Below are 26,472 nucleotides of genomic sequence, written 5' to 3'. Positions count from 1 at the left end.
GACTATGCGTGACATTCTCGACCAGGACCAGCGCCTGGTCATTCTGCGATCTCTCATCGAGTGTGGCGACAGTGCGAACGAGTCCATTCTGCAGACCTGCCTGCAGACCTATGGGCACCGGGTCTCACGGGACACCGTGCGCACGCATCTGGCCTGGCTGAAAGAGCAAGGGCTTGTGACGCTGACGGACGTATCCGGCTGCTATGTTGCCAGTGTTACCGGTCGTGGCGATGACGTCGCCAGCGGTCTTGCTACGGTTCCGGGGGTTAAAAAGCCCCGCGCGAGGGGGTAGCCATGACTGCAAAAACTATCCCCGATATGCTTATCTCCTGCCGCAAACAGTCTGAGCACCTTCGTCGCCTCGCGCGGCTTGCTCAGCTTCGGGAAGGGGGTGAAATCCTGCTTTCCTCCGACGCCTTATTGCATTCAGCTGTCATCATCGAATCGCTTTGCGCTGCGAGTGAAAAAGCCGTTCAGGATATCGCCCGCATGGACCGCTCCGAAATGCAGCTTATTGTTGAACGCGATGCTGCTGAAGAGACACTCAGCGCTATTTACGAGGCGGTGACAGGCGCAGCACCTGAATGGAGCAATGTTTTTACCTACATGGATGCTATTGACGAAGTTAATGAGTTGATGGCAATACGGGAGAAAACATCGCATGCCCACTGAACAAAAACCGACCCGAGGCCGTCCGTCCAAAATCGACCTGCTGCCTGATGGCGTTCGCGACCAGCTCCATCAGATGCTGCGCGAGAAGCGCCATACCCAGGAAGAGATCCGCGAGGCCATCAACGAGCTTATCGACGGTCACAATCTCCCTGAGGAGATGAAGCTCAGCCGCACCGGGCTGAACCGTTATGCAAGCCGTATGGAGGAGTTCGGCGCCAAAATCCGTGCCTCGCGAGAGATGGCCGAAATCTGGGCTGCTAAGCTCGGCTCTGCCCCAACGTCCGACGTCGGAAAGCTGCTGCTGGAGTTTGTCAAAACCCTCGCCTTTGAGACCTCGATGTCGATGGCCGAAAGCGAGAAGACCGTTGAACCGAAGGCGCTCGGCCAGCTTGCCCTGGTCGCCCAGCGTCTCGAAGCCGCTGCTATGGCCAGCCACAAGCGTGAGAAAGAAATCCGCCAGGCGTTCGCTGAAGAAGCCGCCGCGCAGGCGGAGAAAATTACAAAACAGGCCGGGCTGTCTGCGGAAACCGCCGCTGATATCCGTCGCCAGATTCTGGGGATTGCATGATGACCGGGAGCCTGTCAGCGCAGGAGCAGCTGCGTAACCAGTCGGCGACGGCGATCCTGTCTGGGGAGTTCGATGCAGACCAGGTTCTGCTGCCGTATCAGCGCCGCTGGATAGCCGACACATCCCAGCTCAAAATCGCCGAGAAATCCCGCCGTACCGGACTGACCTGGGCAGAGGCGGCGGATGCTGCCCTGAACGGCTCAATGTCCGCCAGCGCCGGTGGCTGCGACACCTTCTATGTCGGCACCACAAAAGACATGGCGCGCGAGTTTATCGACGCCTGCGCGATGTGGGCCAAAGCCTACGACTGGGCGGCATCCGGTATCGGCGAGGAGGTCCTGCAGGACGAAGACAAGGATATTCTGGTCTATGTCATCCAGTTCGCCAGCGGCTTCAAAATCAAGGCACTGTCCAGTAACCCGTCGAACCTGCGCGGTATGCAGGGCAACGTTATTATCGACGAGTCCGCATTCCAGAAGGACCTGGCCGCAGTGCTCAAGGCAGCTCTGGCGCTCACCATGTGGGGGTCGAAGGTCCGCCTTATCTCGACCCACAACGGCATCGAAAATCTGTTCAACACCATCATCACCGACAGTCGCGCGGGTAAAAAACGCTACTCCGTTCACCGTATTGATATCGAGCTGGCTATCAGCGAGGGCCTCTATCGCCGTATCTGCCAGGTGACCCGGAAAGAATGGTCACCGGCGGCTGAGGCCGAGTGGCTGGCTAACCTGCTCAGCGATACCGCCACCGAAGAAGATGCCCGCGAAGAATACTACTGTGAGCCGAAGAACGGCGGCGGCACCTATCTGGCACGTTCCATTCGCGAGCGCGCGGCGCGCGGTGGCGGCCCCGTTCTGCGCTTCACCGGCACGGCTGACTACAACGCCATGCCTGAGGGAATGCGGGCGCTGGATATGCAGGAGTGGCTTGAGCAGACGGCTCTCCCCGAGCTGAACCGGCTTCCACCGAACCTGCGCCACTGCCTTGGCGAGGACTTCGCGCGGTCGGGCCATCTGACAGTCTTTGCGCCCATGACCGTTAACGACGATACCACCCGCACGGTGCCGTTTCTGGTGGAGCTGGCCAACGTTCCATACAAGCAGCAGGAGCAGGCGCTGTTTTTTATCTGCGACCGGCTCCCGCGACGGGACGGTATCAAGCTCGATGGCCGGGGGAACGGTAACTACCTGGCCGAACAGGCGGCGGAAAAATACGGCGCTGAGGTCGAAGTTGTTATGCCCTCCGTCGGGCATTACCGCGAGAACATGCCCAGATTTAAGGCAGCGTTCGAAGATGACGAACTGGTGCTCCCGAAGCACGAGGACGTAATCGCCGACCTCGGGCAGATTGTGATCCTGCGCGGAGTGCCGGGTATTGATGACCGGGAGACAACCGGCAGCGATGGCCACAAGCGACACGGCGACAGCGCTTATGCGATTTTCCTGGCATTTCTGGCCAGCAAGGAGGACTGCCAGCGCTACGAGCTGCACCGCCTCAACAGTAAACAGCAGCAGCGCCAGAGCGACGGCCACCGCCAGCTGCGCATCACACGTGGACTGAAAAATCAGCGGGGACTACTCTGATGCTAAAAAAACTCACCGGCGCAATCCGCAGTCTGCTTAACCCGGCTACCGACGAGGCCATCACCGTCAACGAGGCTGCAATGACGAAGCCGGAGGCGCGGGCAAGGTGCGCCAGCGTCAGGCAACCGTCCCCCGGCATCAGTGTGGCAAGCACGCTCTCCCCGGCCCGCCTGGCCGGGGTTCTGCGTAACGTGACCGAAGGTAACGCACGCGACTACTTCATCCTGGCCGAGGAGATGGAGGAGCGCGATCTGCACTACGCCAGCGTGCTGCGCACCCGTAAGCTGACCGTGGCCAGCATCACGCCGAGCGTGGAAGCCGCCAGCGACGACGAGCGCGATGTCATGCTCGCAGATGCCGTCCGTAATCTGATGGAGCAGCCGCAAATCCCCGAGCTGCTGTTTGACCTGCTTGACGGCCTGGGCAAGGGCGTGGGCGTCTGTGAAATTCTCTGGAGCACCCGCGACGGCTGGATGCCCTACGATTACGAGTGGGTGGACCCGCGCTTCCTGAAGCCCGACAGCGACACGCTGCGCGAGTTTCGTCTGCTGACCGATGACCAGCCGGTCAACGGCATCCCGCTTTCGCCCGGCAAGTACGTGCTGCACTACCCGCGCCTCAAGTCCGGTTTGCCGCTGCGCAACGGTCTGGCGCGGCTGGTTGCCGTGATGTATATGCTGAAGTCATTCACAGTCCGGGACTGGTGGGCCTTTGCTGAGAAATTCGGCATTCCGATTGTCATCGGCAAGTACGGCGCTAACGCCAGCCAGGAACAGATCCAGACGCTGATAGACGCCATCGCCTCCATCGCCTCCGATGCGGGCTGCGCCATTCCGCAGAGTATGCAGCTGGAGATGCAGGAGACCGCCAGCCGCAACAACGGCGGCGCACTGTTTAAAGAGATGGCCGAGTGGTGCGATGCGCAGACCAGTAAAGCCGTGCTGGGCCAGACCATGACAACCGATGACGGCAGCTCCCGCGCGCAGGCGGACGTTCACGACCGGGTGCGCATGGATATCGCCAAATGGGATGCCCGTCAGCTGGAGAACACGCTCAATGAGTTTCTGGTCAGGCCGTTTATCCAGTTCAACTATGGCCCGCAGGAGCGCTATCCGCTGGTCAGGCTACCTATCAGCGAACCGGAAGATCTGAAGGCGTTTGTCGATGCGCTGATCCCGCTTATCGACCGTGGTCTGCGCGTGCAGGAGTCCGAGGTCCGGGACAAGTTCGGTCTGGCCGAGCCGGAGAAAGACGCGAACGTCCTCGCGCCGGCAAACAGCTTTACAGCCTTCAGCCCGGCCCCGGCGCTCAACCGCGAGCAGCTGGCGCTCAACCGCGCCCAGGACGACGAGATTGACGCGATGGTCAGCGAGGCGCTCAGCGACTGGGAGCAGACCGGGCAGGCATTCACCAGCCCGGTACTGCAGCTGGCGCAAAGCGTCGGGAGCTTCGATGAGTTTCTGTCGCGCCTGCCGGACCTGCAGAAGACGCTGGAGCCGTCCGCGTTCGTCGAGCAGCTGGCGCAACTGAGCTTTAAGGCGCGGGCGCTGGGGGATGCTAACGATGGCTAAGGCACCCGAGATTATCCCGAAGGAGGCGCTGGCCTGGCTGAAGTCAAAAAAGCTGACGCCGGGTTTTGACTACCGCGACGTCTGGCGGCAGGAGCACAGCGCCGGGTTTACCGTGGCGAAAATGACGCAGCTCGACCTGCTCTCTGACGTGAAGGCGCTCGTTGAAGAGGCGATGGCCAGCGGCCAGTCGTTCGCAGAGTTCCGGGGGGTACTGAAGCCCCTGCTGGTGAAGCGAGGTTGGTGGGGGCAGAAGTTGATGGATGACCCGCTGACGGGTGAAACGAAGCCGGTACAGCTGGGTAGCGACCGACGCCTGCGCACCATCTACGATACTAACATGCGCACCGCCCGCAGTGCCGGACAGTGGGATCGCATCCAGCGCACCAGGCGCGCGATGCCCTATCTGCTCTATACGCTGGGGCCGTCCCGTGAGCACCGCGCCGAGCACCTGAAATGGGCGGACCTCTGCCTGCCCGTTGACGATCCGTTCTGGCAGACGCACATCGGCCCCAACGGCTGGGGCTGTAAGTGCGGCGTACGTCAGGTCAGCAAGTATGAGTACGAGCAGCTGCAGAAGAATGGCGTCACACGTAACGTGCAGCAGCTCGACGCCAGCGGCCAGCCAACCGGGCACGTTGTACGTCAGACCGTACCGGTGCGAACCGAGGCCCCGGCGGTTAAACGGGTGAAGTGGCTCAACCGGCGCACCGGCGAAGAGGAGATGGTGCCTGAGGGTATCGACCCAGGCTGGGACTATAATCCGGGAACGGGTCGGGAGGCCGAACTGCAGCGGCAGCTGGCGGCCAAGCAGAAAGCGTTCGACAGTGGTAAGTAAACGAGGCGGTAAAACACCTCAGCGGCGCTCTGAGACTTCAGCGGCTTTTGTGGTACGATGATGCTCTGAAAATTTTTTAAACGCGCCACGGCGTTTTTAAACGGGGTTTAAACGTGGTTCCCCGCTTCGTTTGAGTAGCATCCCTCACCAAACAGATGGAAACCGGTAAATCCGGTTTTATCATCAACTTCGAAGACACTGTCCGTCAGTTACTTTTGACGACGGACAGCACAATGAAAACCACCCAGCCCGAACTTCTGGCCCTCTGCTTTGAGCTGCCCGACATCTCTGATGCCAGCACACCGCTGCCGGAGTGGTTGCCGATGATCCCGGCAGGCGCATTTACCGGGCGCGATGGGCGCTCCTGGGTCAACGCTGACCCGGCCGCCGTCGTTAACGCCTCCTTTCGCTATCCCAAGCTGCCGTTTGATGCGGAGCATTCAACCGAACTGCTGGGTCCGAAGGGCGAAGAGGCTCCGGCGTATGCCTGGGTCGATGCCCTGCGCGTGAATGAAAATGGCAGCATTGACGGCCACATCGAGTGGACGCCCGACGGCGAAGCGCTGGTGCGCGGTAAAAAGTACCGCTATTACAGCCCCGCGTTCTTCAATACCGCCGATGCGCAGGTGACCCGCCTGTCCAGCGTCGGCCTGACCAATAAACCCAACCTGTTTTTACCCGCCCTTAACTCGGAGAGCACCATGACCGTACCTTTGCAGATTGCAACGGCACTGGGTCTTGCTGCCGCCGCGTCAGTTGATGACGCCGTGGCCGCGATCCAGACCATCAAAAGCAGTGAAAAGGTGGCGCTGAACCGCGCCGAACATCCCGACCTGACGAAGTTCATTCCCGTCGAGACCCATCAGCTGGCGCTGAACCGCGCCGAAACGGCAGAGGGTCGGCTTAAGGCGCTTGACGAACAGGCCGCAAAGGACCTGGTCGAGGGGGCCATCACCGGCGGGAAGGTTGCCCCGGCCAACCGTGAAATGTACCTGGCCCTCTGCCGCAGCGAAGAAGGCCGCAAGCAGTTCAGCGACTACATGAAAACCGCGCCGGTGCTCGTCAACTCGGATCCGACCAAGCCGAAAGAGGTTGAGACCCAGGGTGAACTTACTCCGACCGAGCTGGCGATGTGCCGCAGCATGGGACTCACCCAGGAAGAGTACCTCGCCGCTAAACCGAAACAGGAGCAATAACAATGCCGCAACCGTCCGCAGAAATCCTGCATGCGCTCTCCACGTCGCTGAGCGCTGCATTCACCAAGGGACTGGCAGGCGTCACGCCGCAGTACCTGCGCATCGCAACGGTCGTGCCCAGCAGCGCAGCGTCCAATACCTATGGCTGGCTCTCTGAACTGCCTGGCATTAAGGAATGGGTCGGCGAGCGCCAGTTGGTCAGGCTGTCTGAGCAGGGCTACACCATCACTAACAAGACCTGGGAAAGCTCCATTCGGGTCAAGCGTGAAAGTATCGAAGACGACCAGATTGGTCAGTACAGCGTGATTGCGCAGGCGTACGGTAAGCAGGTCTCTGAGTTCCCGGACACCCTGAGCTTCCCGATGCTGGTTGCCGGATTCAGTACGCTGTGCTTCGACGGCCAGAACTTTTTCGACACCGACCATCCTATGGCTGGTGGCACCTACAGCAATATCGTTGGCGACGTGACCACCGATGCCGGTGAACCGTGGTTTCTGATTGATGAAAGCCAGGTACTGAAACCGATCCTGTATCAGGACCGCCGCGCGTTCGACTTCAAGTCGCTTGACGACCTCAACAGCGAGCACACCTTCCTGCAAAACGAGTTCCTGTTTGGCGTGGACGGCCGCTGCAACGTCGGTTTCGGCTTCTGGCAGACCGCCGTCGCCTCACGTGCGCCGTTGAATGCCGCCAACTATGAGGCTGCCGTGAAGGTGCTGCAGGGCATGAAGCGTGACAACGGTCTCCCGCTGGGCATCCGGCCGACGACGCTCGTCGTGGGGCCGAATAACCGGGCACCGGCGAAGCGGGTTATCGACGCCATGCTGGTCGATGGCGGCAACTCCAATATCTACTACAAAGACGTAGATATTGTGGACTCGCCGTTCATCACCACGCCTGCCGCACCGGCACCGTAAGTCAATCCCTGGCCCTTACAGCGGGCTTTAAGCCTGCTGTAACCCACCTTAAAAGAGGATGGAACAGTGAGTGGAACGAAAGAAAAAGCAACGGGTAAGCAAAGCGCTAAAGATAACGCTGGCGCGGTTTCACCGCAGGAAGTGGCACAGGTTAATGCGACTGACCTGCCGGGAGCTGAACTGCCAGGCTCAGTGCCGGGGAATGACGCTGCGCTGGATTCGTCCTCCGCTGGCGTGACCACGGAGCATCCGCTGATGCCGGGCACGGATGACGTTGAAGCGCTTGAGGTGCGCGCGGTCGCCACTCAGGGCTTCTGGCGCTGCGGTCGCTGGTGGCCTCATGAACCGGTCCACGTTTTTGCCAGTGACGATCCCGATGCTGATAACGCGGCAAATGCGCTGGAGGGCGACGTGGTCGCGGAGTGTTTCATCAGTAAGTCTGTTGCTGCACGTCTGAAGTCCGATCCCAATCTGCGGGTATCGGTACTGCAGAAGGACCGGGAGGCTGAGTAAATGGGCATATACGTTACCCGCGATGAGCTGCTGGCTGCGGACGGTTCGCTGGTCTGGAATATGGCGATCGACAAGTCAACTGACCAGCTCGACGAGACGAAGATTGGTGCGGCCATCGACGATGCCGATGCGGAGATCAATTCGTTCCTGTCGAAGCGCTATCAGTTGCCGCTGAACATCACCACCGTTCCGCGCCCGCTGCACCGGGTAGCCGTATCTATTGCCATTTACTGGCTGTCGGAGCGCGACAATCAGATCACCGACCTGATCCAGAAGCGCTACGAAGCCGCCATTCAGACCCTGAAAGAGATGGCGAACGGCACCCGCGACCTCGGCCTGCCCACGGATGAGCCCGCGCCGGAAACCGATAACGGCAGGATGATTGTCGTCTCTGACAACAAGCGCCTGTTCACCCGTAACAACCTCAAGGGCGTTCTCTGATGGGTATCGCGGTCGAGGTCTATGGCGCGGAGAAGCTGGCGCAGATGCGCATGGCCATCGAGAAACTCTCCGACAGTTCGCTGCAGCAGGAACTGCTGGAGAGTATCGGTGCCGTTGTCGAGTCGCAGACCCGCCGCCGCATTACTGATGAGAAAACCTCGCCTGCAGGCGAGCGCTGGGAGGAATGGTCGCCGGGCTACCGCAAAACCCGCAACGGCAATCAGGGCCTGCTGCAGGGCAACGGCGATTTGCTTGACAGCATTCAGTACGTCGTTGAGCGCGGCCACGTCCGCGTCGGTTCGCCGCTCAGCTACAGCGGCGTCCACCAGGACGGGTTCAGCGGCAGCGTTCAGGTCAGCGCCCACAGCCGCCTGGTCCATCAGGCGTTTGGCCGCGCGCTGAAGCATCCCGTCTGGCAGTCCGTGGGAGCGCATAATCGCATGATGAACATTCCGCAGCGCGAGTTCCTCGGGCTGTCCACCGCAAACAGCGAAGAGCTGATGCACGTCATCGGTGACTTCTGGAGTGAGGTTTTACCGTGAGTAACGAACGTCCAACCCTGCTGACCACCGGCTCCACCATCGCCGCCGCCGGGCACATCGTGGAATGGCTGAAGCCGGAACTGCTGCGCGAGCAGAAGCAGCTCTCCCCCGACCGGGTCAGCATCATTGAGCGCCACATCGGCCAGTTCAGCACTCCGGCAGAGGTTAAAACCTATCTGTCAGACCGCGACGGCTGCATCCGTCTGGCGGCGCTTCGCGTGCGCAACGTCAGGGCGAATGCAGGCGGCACCACAGGAGACGTTACCTGGGCAGCATATGTGATGGCCACCGACGCCTGGGGCTATCCGCGCGACGCACGCTGTGAAGTGCTGGTCGGGAAGCTGGTCCGGCGCATCGTGATGCGCGGCTCTGCGGCGGGCATGAAGGCCGAGCGCATGGCCAGCTCCGTCAGCGCGGAGAATATCTACTCCGGTGGCCTTAACGATCTGGGGCTCACGATGTGGGCAGTAACGTGGGAGCAGGAGTTCAAACTGGATGATGAGATTGACCTGTCAACGCTCCCTGAGTTCCTCCGTCTGGGGGCCACGCTGCAGGTCAATGACGGAGCCACCTCCATTGACGGCACGATTAACGTAAGAGAATCCGACTGATGAAAAAGCACATTAAACCCGCCCGCGAGGGCCTGAATGTCCGCAAGCCCGACGGTCTGCATCTGTCACCAGCCGGTGAGACGACGACCGTGACCGCGTTCTGGCTGCGCCGCCAGGCGCAGGGCGATGTTGTTATCACCACCATTCAGCCGGCTACCGAAAACACCCTGGCGGAATCCCGCCCGGCCCGCCTGGTAAAGGAGAAGTAATATGGCTCTCGGCACCATTCCCGATGATATCCGCGTCCCGCTGGTCTACATCGACATTGATAACTCACAGGCGCTGTCCGGGGCACCCGCCCAGTCGCGCAAAATCATCGTCATCGGCCAGCAGAGTGCGACCGGCACTGCTGCCGTTCTGACGCAAAACCGCATTACCAGCGACGGCACTGCAGACCAGCTCTACGGTAAAGGCTCTATGCTCGCCGGGATGCTGAAGACCCTGCGCAAGGCCAATAGCTATACCGAGCTGTGGGCGATGGGCCTGGAAGACCTGACCGCCGGTGCCGCTGCGAAGTCTGAGCTGGCGATCACTGGCCCGGCGACCACCGCCGGTACGCTGGCGCTGCTGGTTAACGGCGTATCCGTCCAGATCGGCGTCAGCGCGGAAGCAACGGCAGAGGCTGTCGCTGCGTCAGTCATAGCCGCCGTCAACAAGCTGCCGGACACCCAGGTCACCGCTGCGCTGAAGGCAGAATCTACTGCGGACGTCACCCTTACGGCGAACTGGAAGGGTGCGACCGCGAACGCGATGGACGTCCGCCTGAACTATTACACCGGCGAACAGACGCCCGCAGGCGTGGAGGTGGCCATTACCGCCTTCGCTGGCGGCACCGGCACGCCAGATATCGCGGCGGTTGTGGCCGCTCTGGGCGATGACTGGTACACCGATATCGTGTTCCCGTTCAACGATACCCAGAGCCTGAACACCATCCGCGATGAGCTGCTGACCCGCTGGGGCCCGCTGAAGATGATTGAGGCGCAGCTCTGGACCGCGTTTCGCGGGACTCACGCCGAAAGTGGTACGTTCGGCGATGCGCGCAACGACTGGCTTATCTCCTGCCTCGGCACCAACATCGCGCCGCAGCCGCACTGGCTGTGGGCCGCATCCTACGGCGGCATCGCGGCATACTACCTGGCCAACGACCCGGCGCGGCCGCTGCAGACGCTGGTCCTGCCCGGCATCCTGCCGCCCGGGAAAACCGTGCGCTGGGACATGCAGGAGCGCAACCTGCTGCTGCACGACGGCATCGCGACCCACTACGTCGATGCGAGCGACAACGTCTGCATCGAGCGTGAGATAACTATGTACCGCGTGAACCAGTTCGGCGACGCCGATACGTCCTACCTCGACGTGCAGTCCCCGGCAACGCTGGGCCGCATCCGCTACGTCATCAAGAACCGCTTCACCAACCGCTATCCGCGCTACAAACTCGCCGGAGACGACGTGCTGGAACTACTGGAACCCGGCCAGCCTGTGATGACGCCGAAGATTGCCCGCGCCGAGCTGCTCGACATCGCGCTGACGGAGCTGATCCCCGCGGGTCTGGTTGAGGACTTTGACGATTACAAGGACACGCTGGAGGTCTATCTCGACGGCAGCGACAAGAACCGCCTGAACTTCATCTGCCATCCGAACCTGGTAAACCAGCTGCGCATTCTGGCCGGTCTCATCCAGTTCAAACTTTAAGGAGTGAACATGAGCATTCTGGGTATGGCGTCCATCCGCATCAACGGGCGCGAGATTAAGACCGAGGGTAAATCTACCCTCAACCCCGGCGGCTACGCCCGCACGCAGCACATGGGGGGCGGCAAGGTGTGGGGCAACTCGCGCAAGATGGCCGGTCCCTCGATCCAGATGACCATCGCCGCAGCGCAGGACATGGACGTCATCGAAATCAGTAACTGGGAGGAAGTGACGGTGATGTTTGAGGGCGATAACGGCCTGACCTACATGATGACCGGCTCGGCGACCGACAACCCGGCCACTTTGGATGAAGACGCAGGCACCATCAGCGCCAACTTTATCGGCAAGAAACTGGTGAAGGTGTAAGGCATGGCACAGACGGCAATGACGCTTAAGCACGGCTACATCACCGGCAAAGGCACTGATGACGAGATGTGCCACCGGGTGGTGACTTTCCGGGAGCTGACCTCAAAGGACGTGATTGACGCGCAGCTGGCGGCGGAGCGCGTGGTCATCAGTGACAACGGTAAGGCGGTAGCCTACTGCTCTGAGGTGCTGATGGGGGTTGAGCTACTGCGACGCCAAATTCTGCAGGTCGGTGAGCTTCCCGGCCCTCTCTCCCTCAAGCAGCTGTACGCCTTCCACCCGGAGGACCTGGAAATGCTGACGGCGCGGGCGAGCGACGTCGATGGCCTGCTGACGGAGACGGCTGACCGGGGGCGAGATGATGCCGATGGCGACGGCGCTCAGTAACCTCATCGTCAATCTCTCCCAACGCTTCAGCGTTGACTACCTGCAGCAGATGCCTCTCCGGCACCTGCTGCGCATTACAGAGCAGTTGAGGAAGCAACATGGCAAACCGCCTCACAACTGAAATTCTTATCAATCTGGCGGGGAACCTGACCGCCAAAGCCCGCCAGTACGGTGCCAATATGTCCGAGTTCGCCCGCCGCAATGAGCGGGCGATGAACGTGGTAAAGGCGACGACGGCGGCGGCAGGTCGCGGGCTGGACATGCTGGGTAACCGCTACACCACCATGATTGCCGGTTTTGCGGGTGGTGCGATGTTGAAGAACTTTGCCGAAACGGACCGGCGCATTACGCGTATGGGCCTGGCCGCCGAGAAAAGCCGTAAAGAAATGGCCAATATGTTCGGCGAGATGCAGGACTCAGCAATCAAATTCAGGATTGATGACAGCGATGTGGTCAGTGCCATAGAGAAAATTGGTACGGTTACAGGTGATATTAATTTTGGTCATAAAATCAGAGACGTCATATCTCCGACCATTGCAGCATCTGGCGCAGACGGTGAAAGCATTGGGGCGCTTTTTGCGCAGTTTCAAAAGTTTGGTGTGAATAATGAAAAAGACTCATTAAAAGCCGCAGATACCCTTAACCAGCTTGGTAAAGAAGGTGCGTTCGAGCTGAAGGATATTGCCGAGAGAGGTGTTAAGGCCTTCTCGATGTACGCAGCCGCCGGGGCCACAGGCGTTAAAGCCATTAAAGATGTCGGGGTTGCGCTGGAGACTGCAGTGGATGCAACGGGAGACACGACGACGGGTTCTACTGCCGTCGAGAACCTGATTCGCGATCTGCAGTTACCCAAAGTTGTGAAAGAGCTGCGACGCAATGGCATTAACGTGTTCGGCAAGGATGGAAAAATTCAGTCTCTGCCGTTACTCATGCAACAGATAGCGCAAAAGTCGGGCAATAAAGGCGCTGAAACCCAGAATGCTCGCCTGCTAGGGGCCGGGTTCAATCAGGACAGTATCTTATTGTTGAGCAGCGTGACCTCCGGGAAAGGTGCTGAAAACCTGAAGCGCTATAACGGCGTGGTAGCCGATGGGCAGGGAATCCTGAAGGACGCGGCATATGCTGCCCAGGACTTTACGTCGGCAATGTCAGCCCTGAGCACCACCTGGAAAAAGTTTGCTAACGGCAACCTTGCTGGCCCTGTACAGGAGCTGGCTGATGCCATTAACGCGGTTGACCAAACTACGGTCCAGAACTGGCTGAATGTCGGTAAAAACATAGCTATTGCTGGCGCAGGTATTGTTGCCGCCCGAAAAGTATTTCAGATCGGTAAAGGTGCCTGGGATCTGTTCGGCGGCGGCAAATCCAAAGGCATACCCAAAGGGGTCTCCGATGTGTTTGGCTCAGGCGTAATGCCAGTCTATGTAGTCAATATGGGCGCTGGCCTTGGTGGAGGCCCGGGAGCGCCCGGTACCGGTGGTGCCCCGGGTAAAACAGGTGGTGCACCCATACCCGGTGGCAGTAATACGACTCCAGCTGCCGCCAGTGGCTTCTGGGGAACTATCGGACGTGTTGTTACCGGTGCAGGTATGGTTTATGGACAGACACAACTGGCCGACTGGGGTGCAAAAACACTTTATGAAACCTCTGGTCTTGGGGATGCCGCCAGACAATCACCGACCCGCGACTGGTCAGACAGGGTGGCATCTGATCTTAATCTCACATCCTCACAGGTCTCGCCAAAATCAGTCTGGGCTGAGATCACCGGCTACGTGCAGCAGGCAAACCATGACCTTGAAAATTCAGGCTATCACGATGCAACGCCGTGGGCATCCATGCAGGCACGTAACCAGTCTGGCTGGCCACTTCAGGCTCCGCCACAGCAGCTTCAGGGCAATATAGAAGTCGTGGTAAAAGATGACCGTGTACAGGTCAGCCGTGTAAAGGTCAACACGCCTGGAGTCACCATGAGCGCCCAGTCGGGCATCAGTAATGTGGAGCAGGACTGATGGCTAAAACCCAGTGGGAAGACCTGCGCGATGCTTCGTTCCGGGGCGTTCCCTTTTACTTTCAGGATGTCGAGGGAACCGGTGGCCGTCGGGCAATTCCTCATGCTTATCCCAAAAAAGAAATTGGCTGGACTGAAGACCATGGTGCGGTGCTGACACGGCAGCAAATCAATGCCGTTCTGGTGGGTAGTGATTATCAGGACAAGCTGAACAGCCTGCTGGCCGCACTCAACACACCCGGCCCGGGAGAACTGGTACACCCCTGGTTCGGCGTGCAGACGGTCCAGGCCGGACAGGTATCGCACCACCTGTCTACCGAAGAGGGCGGTATCGCTTACGTTAATTTTGAGGTCTTTGAAGCCGGTGAGCAGTTATTTCCGTCCGGCACTGAAGATACCAGCGCAACGGCACTGAGTGCGGCTGACCAGGTAAAAGAAGCGCTGGCCAGTGGCGACTGGTTTGCGGCTCTGGATGGCATCGGCAGTATGGTGGACACCCTGCTGGAAGACCTCGAAGGGCTGGTCACCAGTCTGCCGACGCTTCCTGACGCAGTGAGTGAATGGATGGACCGTCTCAATCGCTTTAAAGATCTGGCCGGTATCGTGGCCGCGTCTCCCGGTGAAATGATCCGGGACATTACCGATCTCATCAGCGATATGAAAGACCTGGTTTCTGATCCTCCGTTTGCCCTGCGGGTCTATGATCAGCTCCGTGACAAGTGGGACGGAGACCGTGCTGCCCGCTCTGCCAAAAAATCACTGGTGGATAATGTGGCCGTCAACGTGGATACAGGTTTTGCCAGCAGCGTTACCCCTGCATCCACCCCGGATGCCACGGTGGACATGGAGACCAACATTGTGGATTTTCAGCGTCTGGTACTCATTTCAGTGCTGGTTGCACAGGCTGAAACCGTGGTCTCTGCGACCTTTGAGACCAGTGAGGATGCCCTCAGTGCCGGTGACAAACTGGCAGTGCAACTGGGCGACATGGCCGCTGAATCAGTAGAGGCCGGACTGCGCGACCTGTGGCGTACCCTGCGCTCCCTGCGCTATGCGGTGGTTAATGATGTGAAAATTCGCAGCGTTCAGTTGCCGGAGCTGCGGCGCGTCAGCCCGGCCCGCACGGTACCGGTCATGCTTCTGGCTTACCGTGAGACCGGCGATGCTGAAAACCGTGATGAGCTGGTCCTGCGTAACCGGCTGCGTTATCCGGCATTCATTACCCCTTCACAGACAATCGAGATCATCAGTGATGACTGAAGACGTGACCCTGAATGTCAATAAAATGGTCTGGGGCGGCTGGACAGACATGACGATTAACCGCTCGCTGGAGTCCATTGCGGGCGAATTTGATCTGACCATCACTGCCCGCTGGTCAGCGGCGGCACCGCGCTCAATCAAGCCCGGTCAGTCCTGTACGGTATCTGTCGGTAATGACCGTGTTATGACTGGTTATATTGATGACTTTATCCCCAGCTATGACGCGGAGAACGTTTCCCTGCGGGTAATGGGCCGTGACAAGACCGGTGACCTGGTGGACAGCTCTGTTGTGGATAAAGCGGGCCAGTGGAAGGGGCTGAAGCTGGAGCAGCTTGCCAGCACGATCGCGAAGCCCTATGGCATTGAAGTGATTAACGAGACCGACACCGGTGATGCCTTCGGCAGCATTACCCTGGAACAGGGAGAAACCGGCTTTGAACTTCTTGACCGGCTGGCCAAGCAGCGTGGCGTTCTGGTGACCTCTGATGCCTGGGGCCGCCTGATTATTACCCGGGCATCCACACAACGCGCCGGTGTTGCACTGGTTCTGGGTGAGAACATTCTCGCTGCCCGTGGCCGCTTCAGCTGGCGCGAGCGGGCCAGTCAGTACATCGTTAAAGGGTCGTCCAGTGCCGGTGGTTCCACCTGGGATGAACAGCCAGTCAAAGTGGTTGGTGGCCGTCAGATTGTGGTCAGTGATCCGGAGATTACCCGCTATCGTCCGAAGATTCTGGTCAATGAAGACAGTCTGACGGTGGGCGGAGCCAGCGCCCGGGGAGAATGGTACAAGACCCGTATGCTGGGCGAATCAAACACCACTGAGATTACGGTGGCAGGCTGGCGTGAGAACGGCGTCAGTGGTCCCCTGTGGCAGATAAACCGTCTGGTGAAAGTTACGGACGCTATCCAGCAGCTTGATGTGACGTGGCTCATCAAGACAGTTTCCTTTATGGAGGGCGACGGTGGCCGCCTGACTGTACTGACTCTTGTGCCGCCCGACTCTCTGGACATGCCAGCCCAGAAAGCCAAAGGTGGCAGTAAGGGTAAGAAGAAAAAAGCAGCAAGTGTGGAGGCAACATGGGACTGAACCCGGGAAATTTCTCCCGCTCGCTGTCAGCCGTCGGGCGTCGCCTGCGGCTGATGGTGGACCGGGCAGTAGTCCGCATGGTGAAAGACAGTCTGGGGCGACAGAATCTTCAGGTACAGTCACTGGCCGATGAAACCAATGATGATGTTGAACGTTTCCAGAATTATGGTTTTACCAGCTTCCCTCCTGAAGGGGCCGAGGCTATTGTTGTTGCTGTCGGTGGCCGTCGTTCTGGTCTGGTGGCCATTGCCGTCGAAGACAAGTCAGCCCGTCCCCGAAGCGGTGAGTCAGGTGATGTCTGTCTTTATCATCGAGAAGGGCATATTATCCGTCTGAAGAAAGATGGTGTAATCGAAATAACAGGGAAAAAGGTAAATCTGGTCGCTGAAGAATCCTGTGACATTATCGGGAAACAGATAAACGTCACCGGCCCCACCACCTTCAGTGAAGATATTACGGTTAAGGGAAAAAGCTTCCTCAACCATATTCATAAGGATGGCGACGGTGCTGACACAACGAAACCGTTATGACCATCAGAGTAAACTGGCATCTGCCCGCTGGCGGCGATATTGAAATAGAACACAATGGCCTTTCGTATGACGAGGGCCTTGTTTCTTTGGTTTATATCTGCCTGTTTACTGATGCCCGCGCTGATACCAGCGATATTCTTCCTGATGGCACCACAGACCGCCGTGGCTGGGCGGGTAATTCCTTCAGTGATTTTGAATGGGGTTCAAAGCTCTGGCTTATTGATCGTGAAAAGCTGACCGATGAAGTCAGGCTCCGTGCAGAGAATTATGCCCGTCTGGCTCTTCAGCCTTTATTACGTAATGGTTATGCACGCAGTGCTCAGGTAACTGCAACGATCCCTCGCATGTACTGGCTGGGGCTGACCATTATTCTTACCCGTCCTGATAAATCATTGCTGACTGTAGAAATTAAAAAACGATGGGAGGCGACAGAAAATGGCTACATTTGATGTTCCGACTCTGCGCCAGCTTATTCGTACCGGTATTCAGGAACTGGAAATTGAGCTTGACCAGGATTTACCTATTGTCGGTGTTGAACGGGCATTAAATACAGCTTTTAGTGGTGCGTTACGTGACTTATATGATTACCAAACCTGGATTAAAAACCAGATTATCCCGTCTGAGCAGTCTGCTGATGACACTATTATTGATACTGCCCGTTATGAAGGCGTGATCCGCAAGAATCCTTCTTATGCCAGTGGTCCGGTCAGTTTCACCGGCACAAAGCCACTGCCGCTGGATACCGAAATGCAGACGCTGGACGGCGTGCGTTATCATGTCACGGCCACCAGTGATCCGTCATCAGGCAACATCGTGGTGACCGTCCAGGCAGATGATACCGGCATCGGCGGTAATCTTCCGGCCGGAGAGGTGCTGACGCTGATATCCCCGGTTGCCGGGGTCAACAGTGATGGTGTGGTTACCGATGCTGGTATTTCTGGTGGCGCAGACGTTGAGTCTGTCAGTGATCTGCTTACCCGCCTGCTGTACCGCAAACGCAATCCCCCTACAGGCGGTGCGCTGCATGATTATGTCATCTGGGCCACAGAACTCCCGGGCATCAGCAGGGCATGGGCATTTGACTGCTGGCACGGTCTGGGAACGGTAGGACTGGCGTGGGTTTACGATCAGCGTGATGACATTATCCCGACGGGTACAGACCGTGATGCCATGCGGGAATATCTGTTCCGGCATCAGGACCCGGCTACCGGCACTTATGTCGGCAAACCCGGTGGTATTGAGGTATGGCCCATCCCGCTGACACTCAAACCTGTACCTCTCACCATCCGTGTGATCCCTGATACCGCAGCCATCCGCACTGCAACGTTGCTCAGCCTTCAGGCGCTATACCGCTCCCTGTCTCCGGGCGATACATTGTTGTTGTCTGCTATCCGCACGGCCATTGGTTCAGCCACCGGCGTGACTGACTATACGCTGGATTTAACGGCTAACCAGACCAGTGAAAACTATGAACTGCTGACCCTGGGGGCTGTCACATGGCGCATAGTGTAGAGGACTGGCATGACGTTCTTCAGCAACTGATGCCCCGGGGCAAGGCATGGCCGAGAGATCAGACAGCGGCGCTGACATCGCTGTTGCGGGGATTCAGTACACGTCTGCAACTGGCAGAAGCGAACGCGGACAAGCTGATAACAGAAATGCGGCCGGAGACCACGAGTCTGTTACTGGCAGACTGGGAGGACTATCTCGGGCTCCCGGACTGTAATGCCATTCCTGATGGTTTTGATCGCCGCCGTGATGCCGTTGTGGAGAAATATCACCGTAAAGGTGGGCTGGCAACCTGGCAGATTGAGCAGGCAGTGCAGGATGCACTGGGCTTTACCATTGAGGTGACGGAGATCCTTCCTCACCATGTGCTGCGCAATATTATGTATCCGGTTTATTCACACAAATACCGGTATCTGTTACAGGTCACGGTCACCGATATGCCAATGATCCGCTTTCGGAGCATCAGTAACGTTCTGACGCCCCTAATCAGTTATCAGGCTCAGATTCTGGAGTGTTTTCTGCGTCGTTATCGTCTTGCTGGCCACGATTATGATTTTCTTTATGAGGTCTGATTATGTATTACCTGGATAATGATTCCTCTGTTTCCGAATTACCGCCGGTAAAAAATATTTTATTTACTGAACCAAGGTATTTCACTGAAGGCGGTGATGGTATTGCACCAAGTTATCCGGGAGCAGACTGGTTCAATATTATTACAGTGGAAATGATGAATGTGCTGAAACTGGCAAATATCACACCAGTGAAATCACAGATGGATCAGTTTGCGCAGGCCATCCGGCTCTTCTCTTCAGATTACATGCTGCCCCCGGGGATAGCCCTGGCCTGGCCCGGCGCAACGGCACCCACCGGGTTTGCCCTGATGCTGGGGCAGACGTTTGATACGACGGCATATCCCCGTCTGGCTCAGGCATACCCGTCTGGCGTTATTCCGGATATGCGCGGCCAGACTATCAAGTTTCTGCCTGCATCAGGCCGTACGTTGCTTTCTCTGGAGGCAGATGGTGTCAAATCACATTCCCATAGCGGCAGCATTTCCACCACTGACCTGGGTACGGCCACCGCTGCTGATACTGATCTCGGCACAAAACAGACCAGTCAGGATGGCCTGCACAATCACGTCAGTGATTCCCGTTTTAATAAGCTGATGGCCCGCTCCAGTGATATTGATGGCACAAATAACACCGGCGATGTTGACAGTGATAACCCGGAAAGTGAGCACCGGGTCTCGGGGATGAATGACAGCCTGTGGGCAGCATCTGTTATTGCTGATTCAGGACTCCATATGCATACCGTTTATATTGGTCCGCATGCACACTCTGTTTATATAGGACCTCATGGCCATACTGTCACCATCAGCAATTTTGGTAATACAGAAAACACTGTCAAAAATATCGCCTTTAATGCAATTGTGAGGTTAGCGTAATGTCATTTGAATTTTCCGGTGATCCGCAGGCCATATGGCTTTATCAGTATGATGAAAATGGTGTGTATATTGGCTCGGTATTTATGGCTATTCCACCTAATACGGGGTTACCTTCCAGAACCACCCATATTCCCTGTATCCCCCCAGATGGTCAGACAGGGATATTCAGCAATGGTGAATGGCAGTATATTGCTGATGTCCGTGGGACCCCATACTGGGATGAGCACGGCAATGGTTTTGTGATTACCTCCCTTAATGAGTCGGTCCCTGACTGGGGTATCACAGTAAAACCGCCCGTCGCTGATACGGGCTTTGTGCTGTTATATTCCGGCAATGAATGGCAGCAAATTGAAGATAAAACAGGTCAGCCATTCTACGAAAGCGATGGTACAAAACATATCGTCTCAAACTCCTGGTTCACTCTACCTGACAACTGCACGTTCACTGCGCCTCCAGAGGTTAAACCAACGTTCGTCACCCGCTGGACCGGTACAGAGTGGATCTACATCAAGGATATGCGCGGATTGACTGTCTGGAATACTACAGATAAAGCGCCACTGACGATTAGTGAACTGGGCCCAGTTCCTGATGGTTATACGCAACTTGTTCCTGGAGAATTTGATCAATGGGATGGTAATACATGGGTAAAGGATATCTCTGCTGAATCTGAATATAAGCAAGCCCAGGCAGAGCAACATAAAGCCAGTCTGTTGACTGAGGCTTCTCAGCAAATCGCGGTACTTTCGTATGCAGTGGACAGTGGCCAGGCGACTGAAGAAGAATCCGCACGACTGGCCCGGTGGCAGGTATATCGCCTGGCAGTAAATCGTACTGATACCACGCTCAATGATATTACCTGGCCCGAGAAGCCATAAGGAGCTGTCATGTACCATCTCGACAACACCAGCGGCGTCCCGGAGATGCCCGAACCTAAAGAACAACAGTCAATCACCCCGCGCTGGTTTGGTGAAAGCCAGGAGCAAGGCGGTATAAGCTGGCCAGGAGCTGACTGGTTTAATGTTGTGCAGGCAGAGTTACTAAATTTGCTGGCCGCAGCGAATATCCAGCCTGATAAAAAATCATATGACCAACTCAGTAAAGCTATACCTAAATTAGGTGATGCTAAATTGAGAACAGATCTCAAAAGTAATAAGCCTGGCGATGGATTATCACTTGCTGCTTTGATACAGGGTGGAACGGGACAGGATGCAATTAATTACGTTACACCATTTATGTATGGCGGGATTGGCAACAGCCCCAGCACAGACAATACAGCTGCTGTGATAGGGGCGATTACTGTTGCTCTGAATTTTGGGTTTGGGATAGATTTGACTGGCGGTCCATGGCGCATAACCCGCACGATTGACTTTACTAATGTCAGAAAAATCAGAACCGACTGGACTGGTCGTTTACTTGTGAATCCTGCAAACTTCACAGCTTTGCACAGTGCAAATTTTGTAGTGACGCTTGGCAATCCGGATACGGCTTTTCGTGAAGATCGGTGTATTTACACCTGTATAGATGGCTGTTTTGCAGTTGTATCTGACAGTCGGGCAACGGAATTAAATGGTATTTTTATAAAGGGACAACTGTTGTCTATAGATTCGCTACGGGTTATCGGTTTTAACGGCTCCGGAATTTATATGGGAGCAGTCTGGGATAGTGCTTTTAAATCAATATCTGTGGAGCTTTCAGGGAATCAGTCCTTGCATGCAATAGCAATTTCGCCTTTTGGCGATACATCTAACTGCCTACATATTGGGAGGATTCAATGCGAACAGGCATACCATAAGCAATTGTATATAAATGCAATTCGTTCAGAATTTCATACTATCCATGCCGAGCGTGCATATATAACTACACTAGATGACGGTGCCACAGGATTACCTTCAGCTCTGAATTATCAAAATAGCTATTTTTTACTCAGTAATTCAGCAATTTATCAGATGATAATAGATGCTGCATCTTCAACTTCAATTGGGACAGTCACAACGGCAATGTCAGTCACACTTAACCTCTATGCCAGTGTTGTCTGTGCCGCCAATATCGGAGGGGCGGTATCGGCCACTTATGGTAATTACTCTGAGATTATTGGTTCTTTTTTTGTCAAATATTACAATCGTGGGTACCCGGTGAAGCTTTCATCTTGTCGTTTTACGACCTCCGATAATTCATGTGTTGTTGATATAGCAAACTGCCATCTCGTCAATTGCGAGATAGATACTCTACTTCCATATTATGGCTGTGATTACCTTCATGTTACGGATTGCATTATCATGAATGACTATAGCTGTACAAGAACTGATATATCCGGTGTCTTGTTCGACCACACTACGTTTAAAAAAAATGTAGGAAGTACTGGTCCTACAGAAACGAGTCGTCCGACAAAATTGAGGGACTGTGAAATTATGGGGCAACTGACAGGTGCATTCCAGCACAGACTTCTTGTTGAAGGTGGATACTGCGCTTCAGTCAATCTGCTGAGCAGGGCCTATGTCCGTCTCAGTAATGTACGAGGAGGTACTTTTAGTGCTGTTGGTGATAGAGCATACATTACAATTGGTTGTGAATTCAACAGCATAATGTCTTGGGGGGTTCCTGATTTTGGTAATTATAAAGTTTCAGTAAGGACTCAACGCATGGGGGCGTTTGCTGCCGGGATGGGGCTGGAATACATCAATACGGTGGATGGCGGGGCATCATTTAAAGCGATATTAACAGCGTCGTGAGGCGATTATGAACTTTAAGTATTCTGAAACCAGCTCAGGATGGGTAATTAAGTCGGGCTTTGAACCTGTCGGTGGACGTTATGATACCAAAGAGTCGGCAGTACTGGCCTTAAATCTCCTTACCCGGGGTGAAATGGATCAACTTTGGATGGGGATTTGTGGCCATCTGGAACCTGGCTTTGATGATAGCGTAGTCATATCAGCCAATGATATTCAGAACTTTATTCAGGAGAGAGAAGCAATTTCTCCAGATAACCTCTGAATTTGATATCAAATGTTTTTTTGTTGACCAGAATTGAATGGTATCTATTTTTTTTCAAAATGGTATCAAAAAAATTCCGGCGCTATAGTTTGATAAATATCAGCATAAAACCCTGATAGACATGCCCCATAAAGCGATAATCAAAGAGCTGGTGGCCGGGGTGGAAGAAGAGGGGTTGCACGCCCGGGTGGTGCGTATCCTGCGCACGTCGGACGTGTCATTTATGGCCTGGGATGCGGCTAACCTCAGCGGCTCTGGCATCGGGATAGGGATCCAGTCCAAAGGGACCACGGTTATCCACCAGCGGGATCTGCTGCCGCTCAGTAACCTGGAGCTGTTCTCCCAGGCGCCGCTGTTAACCCTTGAGACCTATCGCCAGATTGGCAAAAACGCCGCCCGCTATGCGCGCAAAGAGTCCCCCTCGCCGGTGCCGGTGGTTAACGACCAGATGGTGCGCCCGAAGTTTATGGCTAAAGCGGCCCTGTTCCACATTAAAGAGACCAAACATGTGGTGGCGGATGCCAAACCCGCCACCCTGAATATCGAGATTACCCGGGAGGAAGCATGACCACGACCAAGATGAGTGCGGCGGATTACCCGCTGGCGAGCCGCTGCCCGGAGCGCATCCAGACCCCGACCGGGAAACCCCTGACCGACATCACCCTTGAGAATGTCCTCGCCGGGAAGGTGGGGCCACAGGATGTGCGTATCTCCCGGGAGACCCTGGAGTACCAGGCGCAAATTGCCGAGCAGATGCACCGCCACGCCATTGCCCGCAACCTGCGCCGGGCCGGGGAGCTGATTGCCATTCCCGATGCGCGGATCCTCGAAATTTATAATGCGCTGCGCCCGTACCGCTCAAGTGTGGAAGAGCTGCTGGCCATTGCCGATGAGCTGGAAACCCGGTATCAGGCCACGGTAAACGCCGCCTTTATCCGCGAAGCGGCAGAGGTCTATCGCCAGCGCGATAAACTGCGCAAAGAAGCATAAGGGCCGCCGTTATGACGCTGATTGCGGGCATTGATATTGGTAACGCCACCACCGAGGTGGCGCTGGCCCAGGAGAGCCCCGGCGGGCTGGAGTTTCTGACCAGCGGCATTGTGCCAACCACCGGCACCAAAGGCACCCTGGACAATATTAGCGGGGTGCTGGCCGCCCTTAACCAGGCGCTGGCGCGGGCCGGGCGCGAGGCCGAAGATGTGGCCCTGATCCGTCTGAATGAGGCGGCACCGGTTATCGGCGATGTGGCGATGGAGACCATCACCGAGACTATCATCACCGAATCCACCATGATCGGCCATAACCCCCAGACCCCCGGCGGTGAAGGGCTTGGGGTCGGGACCACCATCAGCCTTGCGAACCTTGCCGCCCTTGAACCGGCGCAGTTCGCCAGTGGCTGGATCCCGCTGATTGACCGTCAGGTGGATTTTATGGACGCGGCCTGGCAACTGAACGAGGCACTAAAACGCGGCGTGAATGTGGTGGCGGTGATCCTCCAGCAGGATGACGGGGTGCTTATCAATAACCGCCTGTCGCGCACCCTGCCTATCGTCGATGAAGTCACCCTGATAGACCAGGTCCCGGAAGGGGTGCTGGCGGCGGTGGAGGTGGCTGCCACCGGGCAGGTGATTTCACTGCTTTCTAACCCCTACGGGATTGCCACCTGGTTTAACCTGACCCCGGAAGAGACACGCATGATAGTGCCGGTGGCCAGGGCGCTTATCGGCAACCGTTCTGCGGTGGTGCTGAAGACCCCACAGGGGGATGTGAAATCCCGGGTGATCCCGGCAGGCAAAATAACTGTACGTGGCGAAAAACGCAGCGCGCAGGCGGATGTGGCCTGCGGGGCCGGGGCGATTATGCAGGCGGTGGCGGAGTGCGCGCCGGTGAGTGATATTCGCGGCGAGCCGGGCACCCACGCCGGGGGCATGCTGGAGCGGGTGCGCCAGGTGATGGCCTCCCTGAGCGGCCACGGGGCCCACGAGGTGTTTATCCAGGATCTGCTGGCGGTGGATACGTTTATTCCGCGTAAAGTCCAGGGTGGGCTGGCCGGGGAGTTTTCCATGGAGAACGCTGTCGGGATCGCCGCCATGGTTAAATCTGACCGGCTGCAAATGGAGGTGATCGCCGGTGAGCTGAGCCAGCGCCTGGCAACCCGGGTGGAAGTGGGCGGCGTGGAGGCCAATATGGCGATTAGCGGTGCCCTGACCACACCGGGGAGCGATACGCCGCTGGCGATCCTCGATCTGGGGGCGGGCTCGACCGATGCGGCCACCATCAACCGGGCAGGCCAGGTGAAATCTGTACACCTGGCCGGGGCGGGGAACATGGTCAGCCTGCTTATCAAAACCGAACTGGGGCTCAGTGAGCTGCAACTGGCGGAGGAGATCAAAAAATATCCGCTCGCCAAAGTGGAGAGCCTGTTCAGTATTCGCCATGAAAACGGCGCGGTGGAGTTCTTCCGCGAGCCGCTCAGCCCGGCGGTATTTGCCAAAGTGGTCTACATCAAAGAGGGCACTCTGGTGCCGATTGATAACCAGACCTCGCTGGAAAAGATCCGCCTGGTGCGCCGCCAGGCAAAAGAAAAAGTCTTTGTGACCAACTGCCTGCGTGCGCTGCGCCAGGTCTCGCCCGGTGGTGAAATTCGCGATATTGCGTTTGTGGTGCTGGTGGGGGGCTCTGCGCTGGATTTTGAGATCCCGCAGCTTATCACCGATGCGCTGTCCCACTACGGGGTGGTGGCAGGGCAGGGCAATATTCGCGGTACTGAAGGCCCGCGTAACGCGGTGGCTACCGGTCTGGTATTAGGCATGGCGTAAACATCCCCGCAGTGCGCCCTGTACTGCGGGCTCCGTTAATCATAATTCGCTGAATTATGTATCTGATTTACTCATATGATAATGAGCGCATGACAGTTTTTCCGGGTGTTTTATGGTCGTTTTCTTACTGACTGCTCACCATGCCACCCGGGCTGGCGGCGCGCGTTGCGTTTGTTTGGCGGCAGGAGGATAACCGGTACTGATAAGGAATGCGTGATGAAAAACCGCCTGCTGATGGTGGCTGTGATGGTAAGTTGTTCAGCTACGGCTGAGGTATTACCGCTGTCTGAGGACAGTAAATTTACCCCCCAGGGGAGCGTGACGACGGTCTCTTCCGGAGGGGTGTTACAGCAGGTTGAACAGGGCACGCTCAACGGCGTGTGGTATCGGTTTTCGTTTGCGGATGGCGAGGGGGTGTTCCAGGGGGAAGAGGGGCAAACCGCCGACACAACCGAGGGTAACTGGTTACTGAGCTGCTACCAGGACAATATGACCGATAAACGCAGCTGCTCCGCCAGTAAATATGATCTCACCGTAACCTACTATGACAATGGCGCCAGCAAGGTGGCGCTGGGTAATAACAGTTTTTCCGGCTCGCGGATCTACGCCCGTATTGACGGGGGCGAGGTGATGCAGGGGCTGGGATACGGCTATTTTGCCAGTAACGACAGCAAAACCATCATTAATGCCCTGCTGGAGGGCAAAACGATCCGCACCCGCTGGCAGGAGTGGCCCTACCAGAGCCGGGTGGAAGGGCGGGTGAGCGGCTTCGGCTTTGCGCAGGTGTCGCGCTATATGAAGTGGGTGCTGGCCGGTCAGCCCGCTCCGGGGGGATAACTGAGCACCTGATTCTGCATTGCTATATTCAAATATATAAATATTGCAATGTATCAATGTGAGGCGTACCCTGTATTTCATGATTTGCGGGCATCC

29 protein-coding genes and 3 pseudogenes are annotated in these 26,472 nt (G+C 56.8%); all 32 read left to right on the top strand.

The window, feature by feature from the left end; all coding sequences use genetic code 11:
* The first annotated feature begins 4 nt into the window (after window positions 1-4).
* The 32 genes and pseudogenes from EBL_RS14505 (at window position 5) to EBL_RS14355 (ending at window position 26,376) form a co-directional block, all read left to right on the top strand.
* Window positions 5-292: a VpaChn25_0724 family phage protein gene (locus tag EBL_RS14505; protein ID WP_002442919.1), complete on the top strand. Its 288-nt coding sequence runs from the start codon at window positions 5-7 to the stop codon at window positions 290-292.
* 2 nt (window positions 293-294) lie between these two features.
* Window positions 295-672, top strand: a complete 378-nt coding sequence (locus tag EBL_RS14500; protein ID WP_002442921.1) for a hypothetical protein — start codon at window positions 295-297, stop codon at window positions 670-672.
* On the top strand, window positions 662-1,240 hold the full coding sequence (locus tag EBL_RS14495; RefSeq protein WP_002442923.1) for a DUF3486 family protein: 579 nt from the start codon (window positions 662-664) through the stop codon (window positions 1,238-1,240). The genes EBL_RS14500 and EBL_RS14495 overlap by 11 nt, the downstream gene beginning before the upstream one ends.
* Window positions 1,237-2,826 carry a terminase large subunit domain-containing protein gene (locus EBL_RS14490; protein WP_002442926.1) on the top strand — a complete coding sequence of 530 codons (1,590 nt, stop codon included), beginning with the start codon at window positions 1,237-1,239 and terminating at the stop codon, window positions 2,824-2,826. Before EBL_RS14495 ends, EBL_RS14490 begins: the two co-directional genes overlap by 4 nt.
* Complete coding sequence (locus EBL_RS14485; RefSeq protein WP_002442927.1) at window positions 2,826-4,397, top strand: DUF935 domain-containing protein; 1,572 nt, start codon at window positions 2,826-2,828, stop codon at window positions 4,395-4,397. Before EBL_RS14490 ends, EBL_RS14485 begins: the two co-directional genes overlap by 1 nt.
* Window positions 4,390-5,232, top strand: a complete 843-nt coding sequence (locus EBL_RS14480; protein WP_002442928.1) for a phage head morphogenesis protein — start codon at window positions 4,390-4,392, stop codon at window positions 5,230-5,232. Before EBL_RS14485 ends, EBL_RS14480 begins: the two co-directional genes overlap by 8 nt.
* Before the next feature lie 155 nt (window positions 5,233-5,387).
* A complete protein-coding gene (locus tag EBL_RS14475; RefSeq protein WP_002442929.1) occupies window positions 5,388-6,428 on the top strand; it encodes a phage protease in 1,041 nt (346 codons plus the stop codon).
* A 2-nt stretch (window positions 6,429-6,430) separates the two neighbouring features.
* Entirely contained in the window at window positions 6,431-7,345 is a 915-nt protein-coding gene (locus tag EBL_RS14470; RefSeq protein ID WP_002442936.1) for a Mu-like prophage major head subunit gpT family protein, read from the top strand.
* A gap of 66 nt (window positions 7,346-7,411) precedes the next feature.
* Entirely contained in the window at window positions 7,412-7,858 is a 447-nt protein-coding gene (locus tag EBL_RS14465) for a hypothetical protein (protein WP_002442938.1), read from the top strand.
* On the top strand, window positions 7,859-8,299 hold the full coding sequence (locus EBL_RS14460; RefSeq protein ID WP_002442940.1) for a gp436 family protein: 441 nt from the start codon (window positions 7,859-7,861) through the stop codon (window positions 8,297-8,299).
* Entirely contained in the window at window positions 8,299-8,841 is a 543-nt protein-coding gene (locus tag EBL_RS14455) for a phage virion morphogenesis protein (protein ID WP_002442942.1), read from the top strand. Before EBL_RS14460 ends, EBL_RS14455 begins: the two co-directional genes overlap by 1 nt.
* Window positions 8,838-9,452 carry a hypothetical protein gene (locus EBL_RS14450; protein WP_002442943.1) on the top strand — a complete coding sequence of 205 codons (615 nt, stop codon included), beginning with the start codon at window positions 8,838-8,840 and terminating at the stop codon, window positions 9,450-9,452. The genes EBL_RS14455 and EBL_RS14450 overlap by 4 nt, the downstream gene beginning before the upstream one ends.
* Entirely contained in the window at window positions 9,452-9,661 is a 210-nt protein-coding gene (locus EBL_RS14445) for a DUF2635 domain-containing protein (protein WP_002442945.1), read from the top strand. The genes EBL_RS14450 and EBL_RS14445 overlap by 1 nt, the downstream gene beginning before the upstream one ends.
* 1 nt (window position 9,662) lies before the next feature.
* The gene (locus EBL_RS14440) at window positions 9,663-11,141 is read left to right on the top strand and encodes a phage tail sheath subtilisin-like domain-containing protein (protein WP_002442947.1); all 1,479 of its coding nucleotides are present in this window, start codon (window positions 9,663-9,665) and stop codon (window positions 11,139-11,141) included.
* A 9-nt stretch (window positions 11,142-11,150) separates the two neighbouring features.
* A complete protein-coding gene (locus EBL_RS14435) occupies window positions 11,151-11,504 on the top strand; it encodes a phage tail tube protein (RefSeq protein WP_002442949.1) in 354 nt (117 codons plus the stop codon).
* 3 nt (window positions 11,505-11,507) lie between these two features.
* Window positions 11,508-11,891: a phage tail assembly protein gene (locus tag EBL_RS14430; protein ID WP_002442951.1), complete on the top strand. Its 384-nt coding sequence runs from the start codon at window positions 11,508-11,510 to the stop codon at window positions 11,889-11,891.
* A gap of 98 nt (window positions 11,892-11,989) precedes the next feature.
* A complete protein-coding gene (locus EBL_RS14425) occupies window positions 11,990-13,900 on the top strand; it encodes a phage tail tape measure protein (protein ID WP_002442953.1) in 1,911 nt (636 codons plus the stop codon).
* A complete protein-coding gene (locus EBL_RS14420) occupies window positions 13,900-15,159 on the top strand; it encodes a DNA circularization protein (RefSeq protein WP_002442954.1) in 1,260 nt (419 codons plus the stop codon). Before EBL_RS14425 ends, EBL_RS14420 begins: the two co-directional genes overlap by 1 nt.
* Window positions 15,152-16,246, top strand: a complete 1,095-nt coding sequence (locus tag EBL_RS14415; RefSeq protein WP_002442956.1) for a phage baseplate assembly protein — start codon at window positions 15,152-15,154, stop codon at window positions 16,244-16,246. Before EBL_RS14420 ends, EBL_RS14415 begins: the two co-directional genes overlap by 8 nt.
* On the top strand, window positions 16,237-16,776 hold the full coding sequence (locus EBL_RS14410; protein WP_002442958.1) for a phage baseplate assembly protein V: 540 nt from the start codon (window positions 16,237-16,239) through the stop codon (window positions 16,774-16,776). Before EBL_RS14415 ends, EBL_RS14410 begins: the two co-directional genes overlap by 10 nt.
* Window positions 16,773-17,225, top strand: a complete 453-nt coding sequence (locus tag EBL_RS14405; RefSeq protein ID WP_002442960.1) for a phage GP46 family protein — start codon at window positions 16,773-16,775, stop codon at window positions 17,223-17,225. Before EBL_RS14410 ends, EBL_RS14405 begins: the two co-directional genes overlap by 4 nt.
* Window positions 17,212-18,288: a baseplate J/gp47 family protein gene (locus EBL_RS14400; RefSeq protein WP_002442962.1), complete on the top strand. Its 1,077-nt coding sequence runs from the start codon at window positions 17,212-17,214 to the stop codon at window positions 18,286-18,288. The genes EBL_RS14405 and EBL_RS14400 overlap by 14 nt, the downstream gene beginning before the upstream one ends.
* Window positions 18,273-18,857, top strand: coding sequence for a YmfQ family protein (locus EBL_RS14395; protein ID WP_002442963.1), 585 nt, complete (start codon window positions 18,273-18,275; stop codon window positions 18,855-18,857). Before EBL_RS14400 ends, EBL_RS14395 begins: the two co-directional genes overlap by 16 nt.
* Before the next feature lie 236 nt (window positions 18,858-19,093).
* Window positions 19,094-19,403, top strand: a pseudogene (locus EBL_RS20990) (phage tail protein); the annotation flags it as partial.
* Window positions 19,404-19,576: 173 nt separating this feature from the next.
* Window positions 19,577-19,729 (top strand): annotated as a pseudogene (locus tag EBL_RS20985) (phage tail protein); the annotation flags it as partial.
* Entirely contained in the window at window positions 19,729-20,604 is an 876-nt protein-coding gene (locus EBL_RS14385; protein ID WP_002442966.1) for a tail fiber assembly protein, read from the top strand. The pseudogene EBL_RS20985 and the gene EBL_RS14385, both read left to right, overlap by 1 nt.
* 9 nt (window positions 20,605-20,613) lie before the next feature.
* Window positions 20,614-22,458 carry a hypothetical protein gene (locus EBL_RS14380; protein WP_002442969.1) on the top strand — a complete coding sequence of 615 codons (1,845 nt, stop codon included), beginning with the start codon at window positions 20,614-20,616 and terminating at the stop codon, window positions 22,456-22,458.
* Window positions 22,459-22,465: 7 nt separating this feature from the next.
* The gene (locus tag EBL_RS14375) at window positions 22,466-22,720 is read left to right on the top strand and encodes a hypothetical protein (RefSeq protein WP_002442971.1); all 255 of its coding nucleotides are present in this window, start codon (window positions 22,466-22,468) and stop codon (window positions 22,718-22,720) included.
* Between the two features lie 88 nt (window positions 22,721-22,808).
* Window positions 22,809-23,288: pseudogene (locus EBL_RS14370) on the top strand (propanediol/glycerol family dehydratase medium subunit); the annotation flags it as partial.
* Window positions 23,285-23,710 (top strand): diol dehydratase small subunit, encoded by a 426-nt coding sequence (locus EBL_RS14365; RefSeq protein WP_002442976.1) that lies wholly within the window; start codon window positions 23,285-23,287, stop codon window positions 23,708-23,710. The pseudogene EBL_RS14370 and the gene EBL_RS14365, both read left to right, overlap by 4 nt.
* An 11-nt stretch (window positions 23,711-23,721) precedes the next feature.
* Window positions 23,722-25,539 (top strand): diol dehydratase reactivase subunit alpha, encoded by a 1,818-nt coding sequence (locus EBL_RS14360; protein WP_002442979.1) that lies wholly within the window; start codon window positions 23,722-23,724, stop codon window positions 25,537-25,539.
* 216 nt (window positions 25,540-25,755) lie between these two features.
* Window positions 25,756-26,376: a hypothetical protein gene (locus tag EBL_RS14355; RefSeq protein ID WP_002442981.1), complete on the top strand. Its 621-nt coding sequence runs from the start codon at window positions 25,756-25,758 to the stop codon at window positions 26,374-26,376.
* Window positions 26,377-26,472 lie beyond the last annotated feature (96 nt).

This window comes from Shimwellia blattae DSM 4481 = NBRC 105725, from assembly GCF_000262305.1.
GTDB lineage: Bacteria > Pseudomonadota > Gammaproteobacteria > Enterobacterales > Enterobacteriaceae > Shimwellia > Shimwellia blattae.
This window is presented reverse-complemented; position numbering and strand designations above follow the sequence as displayed.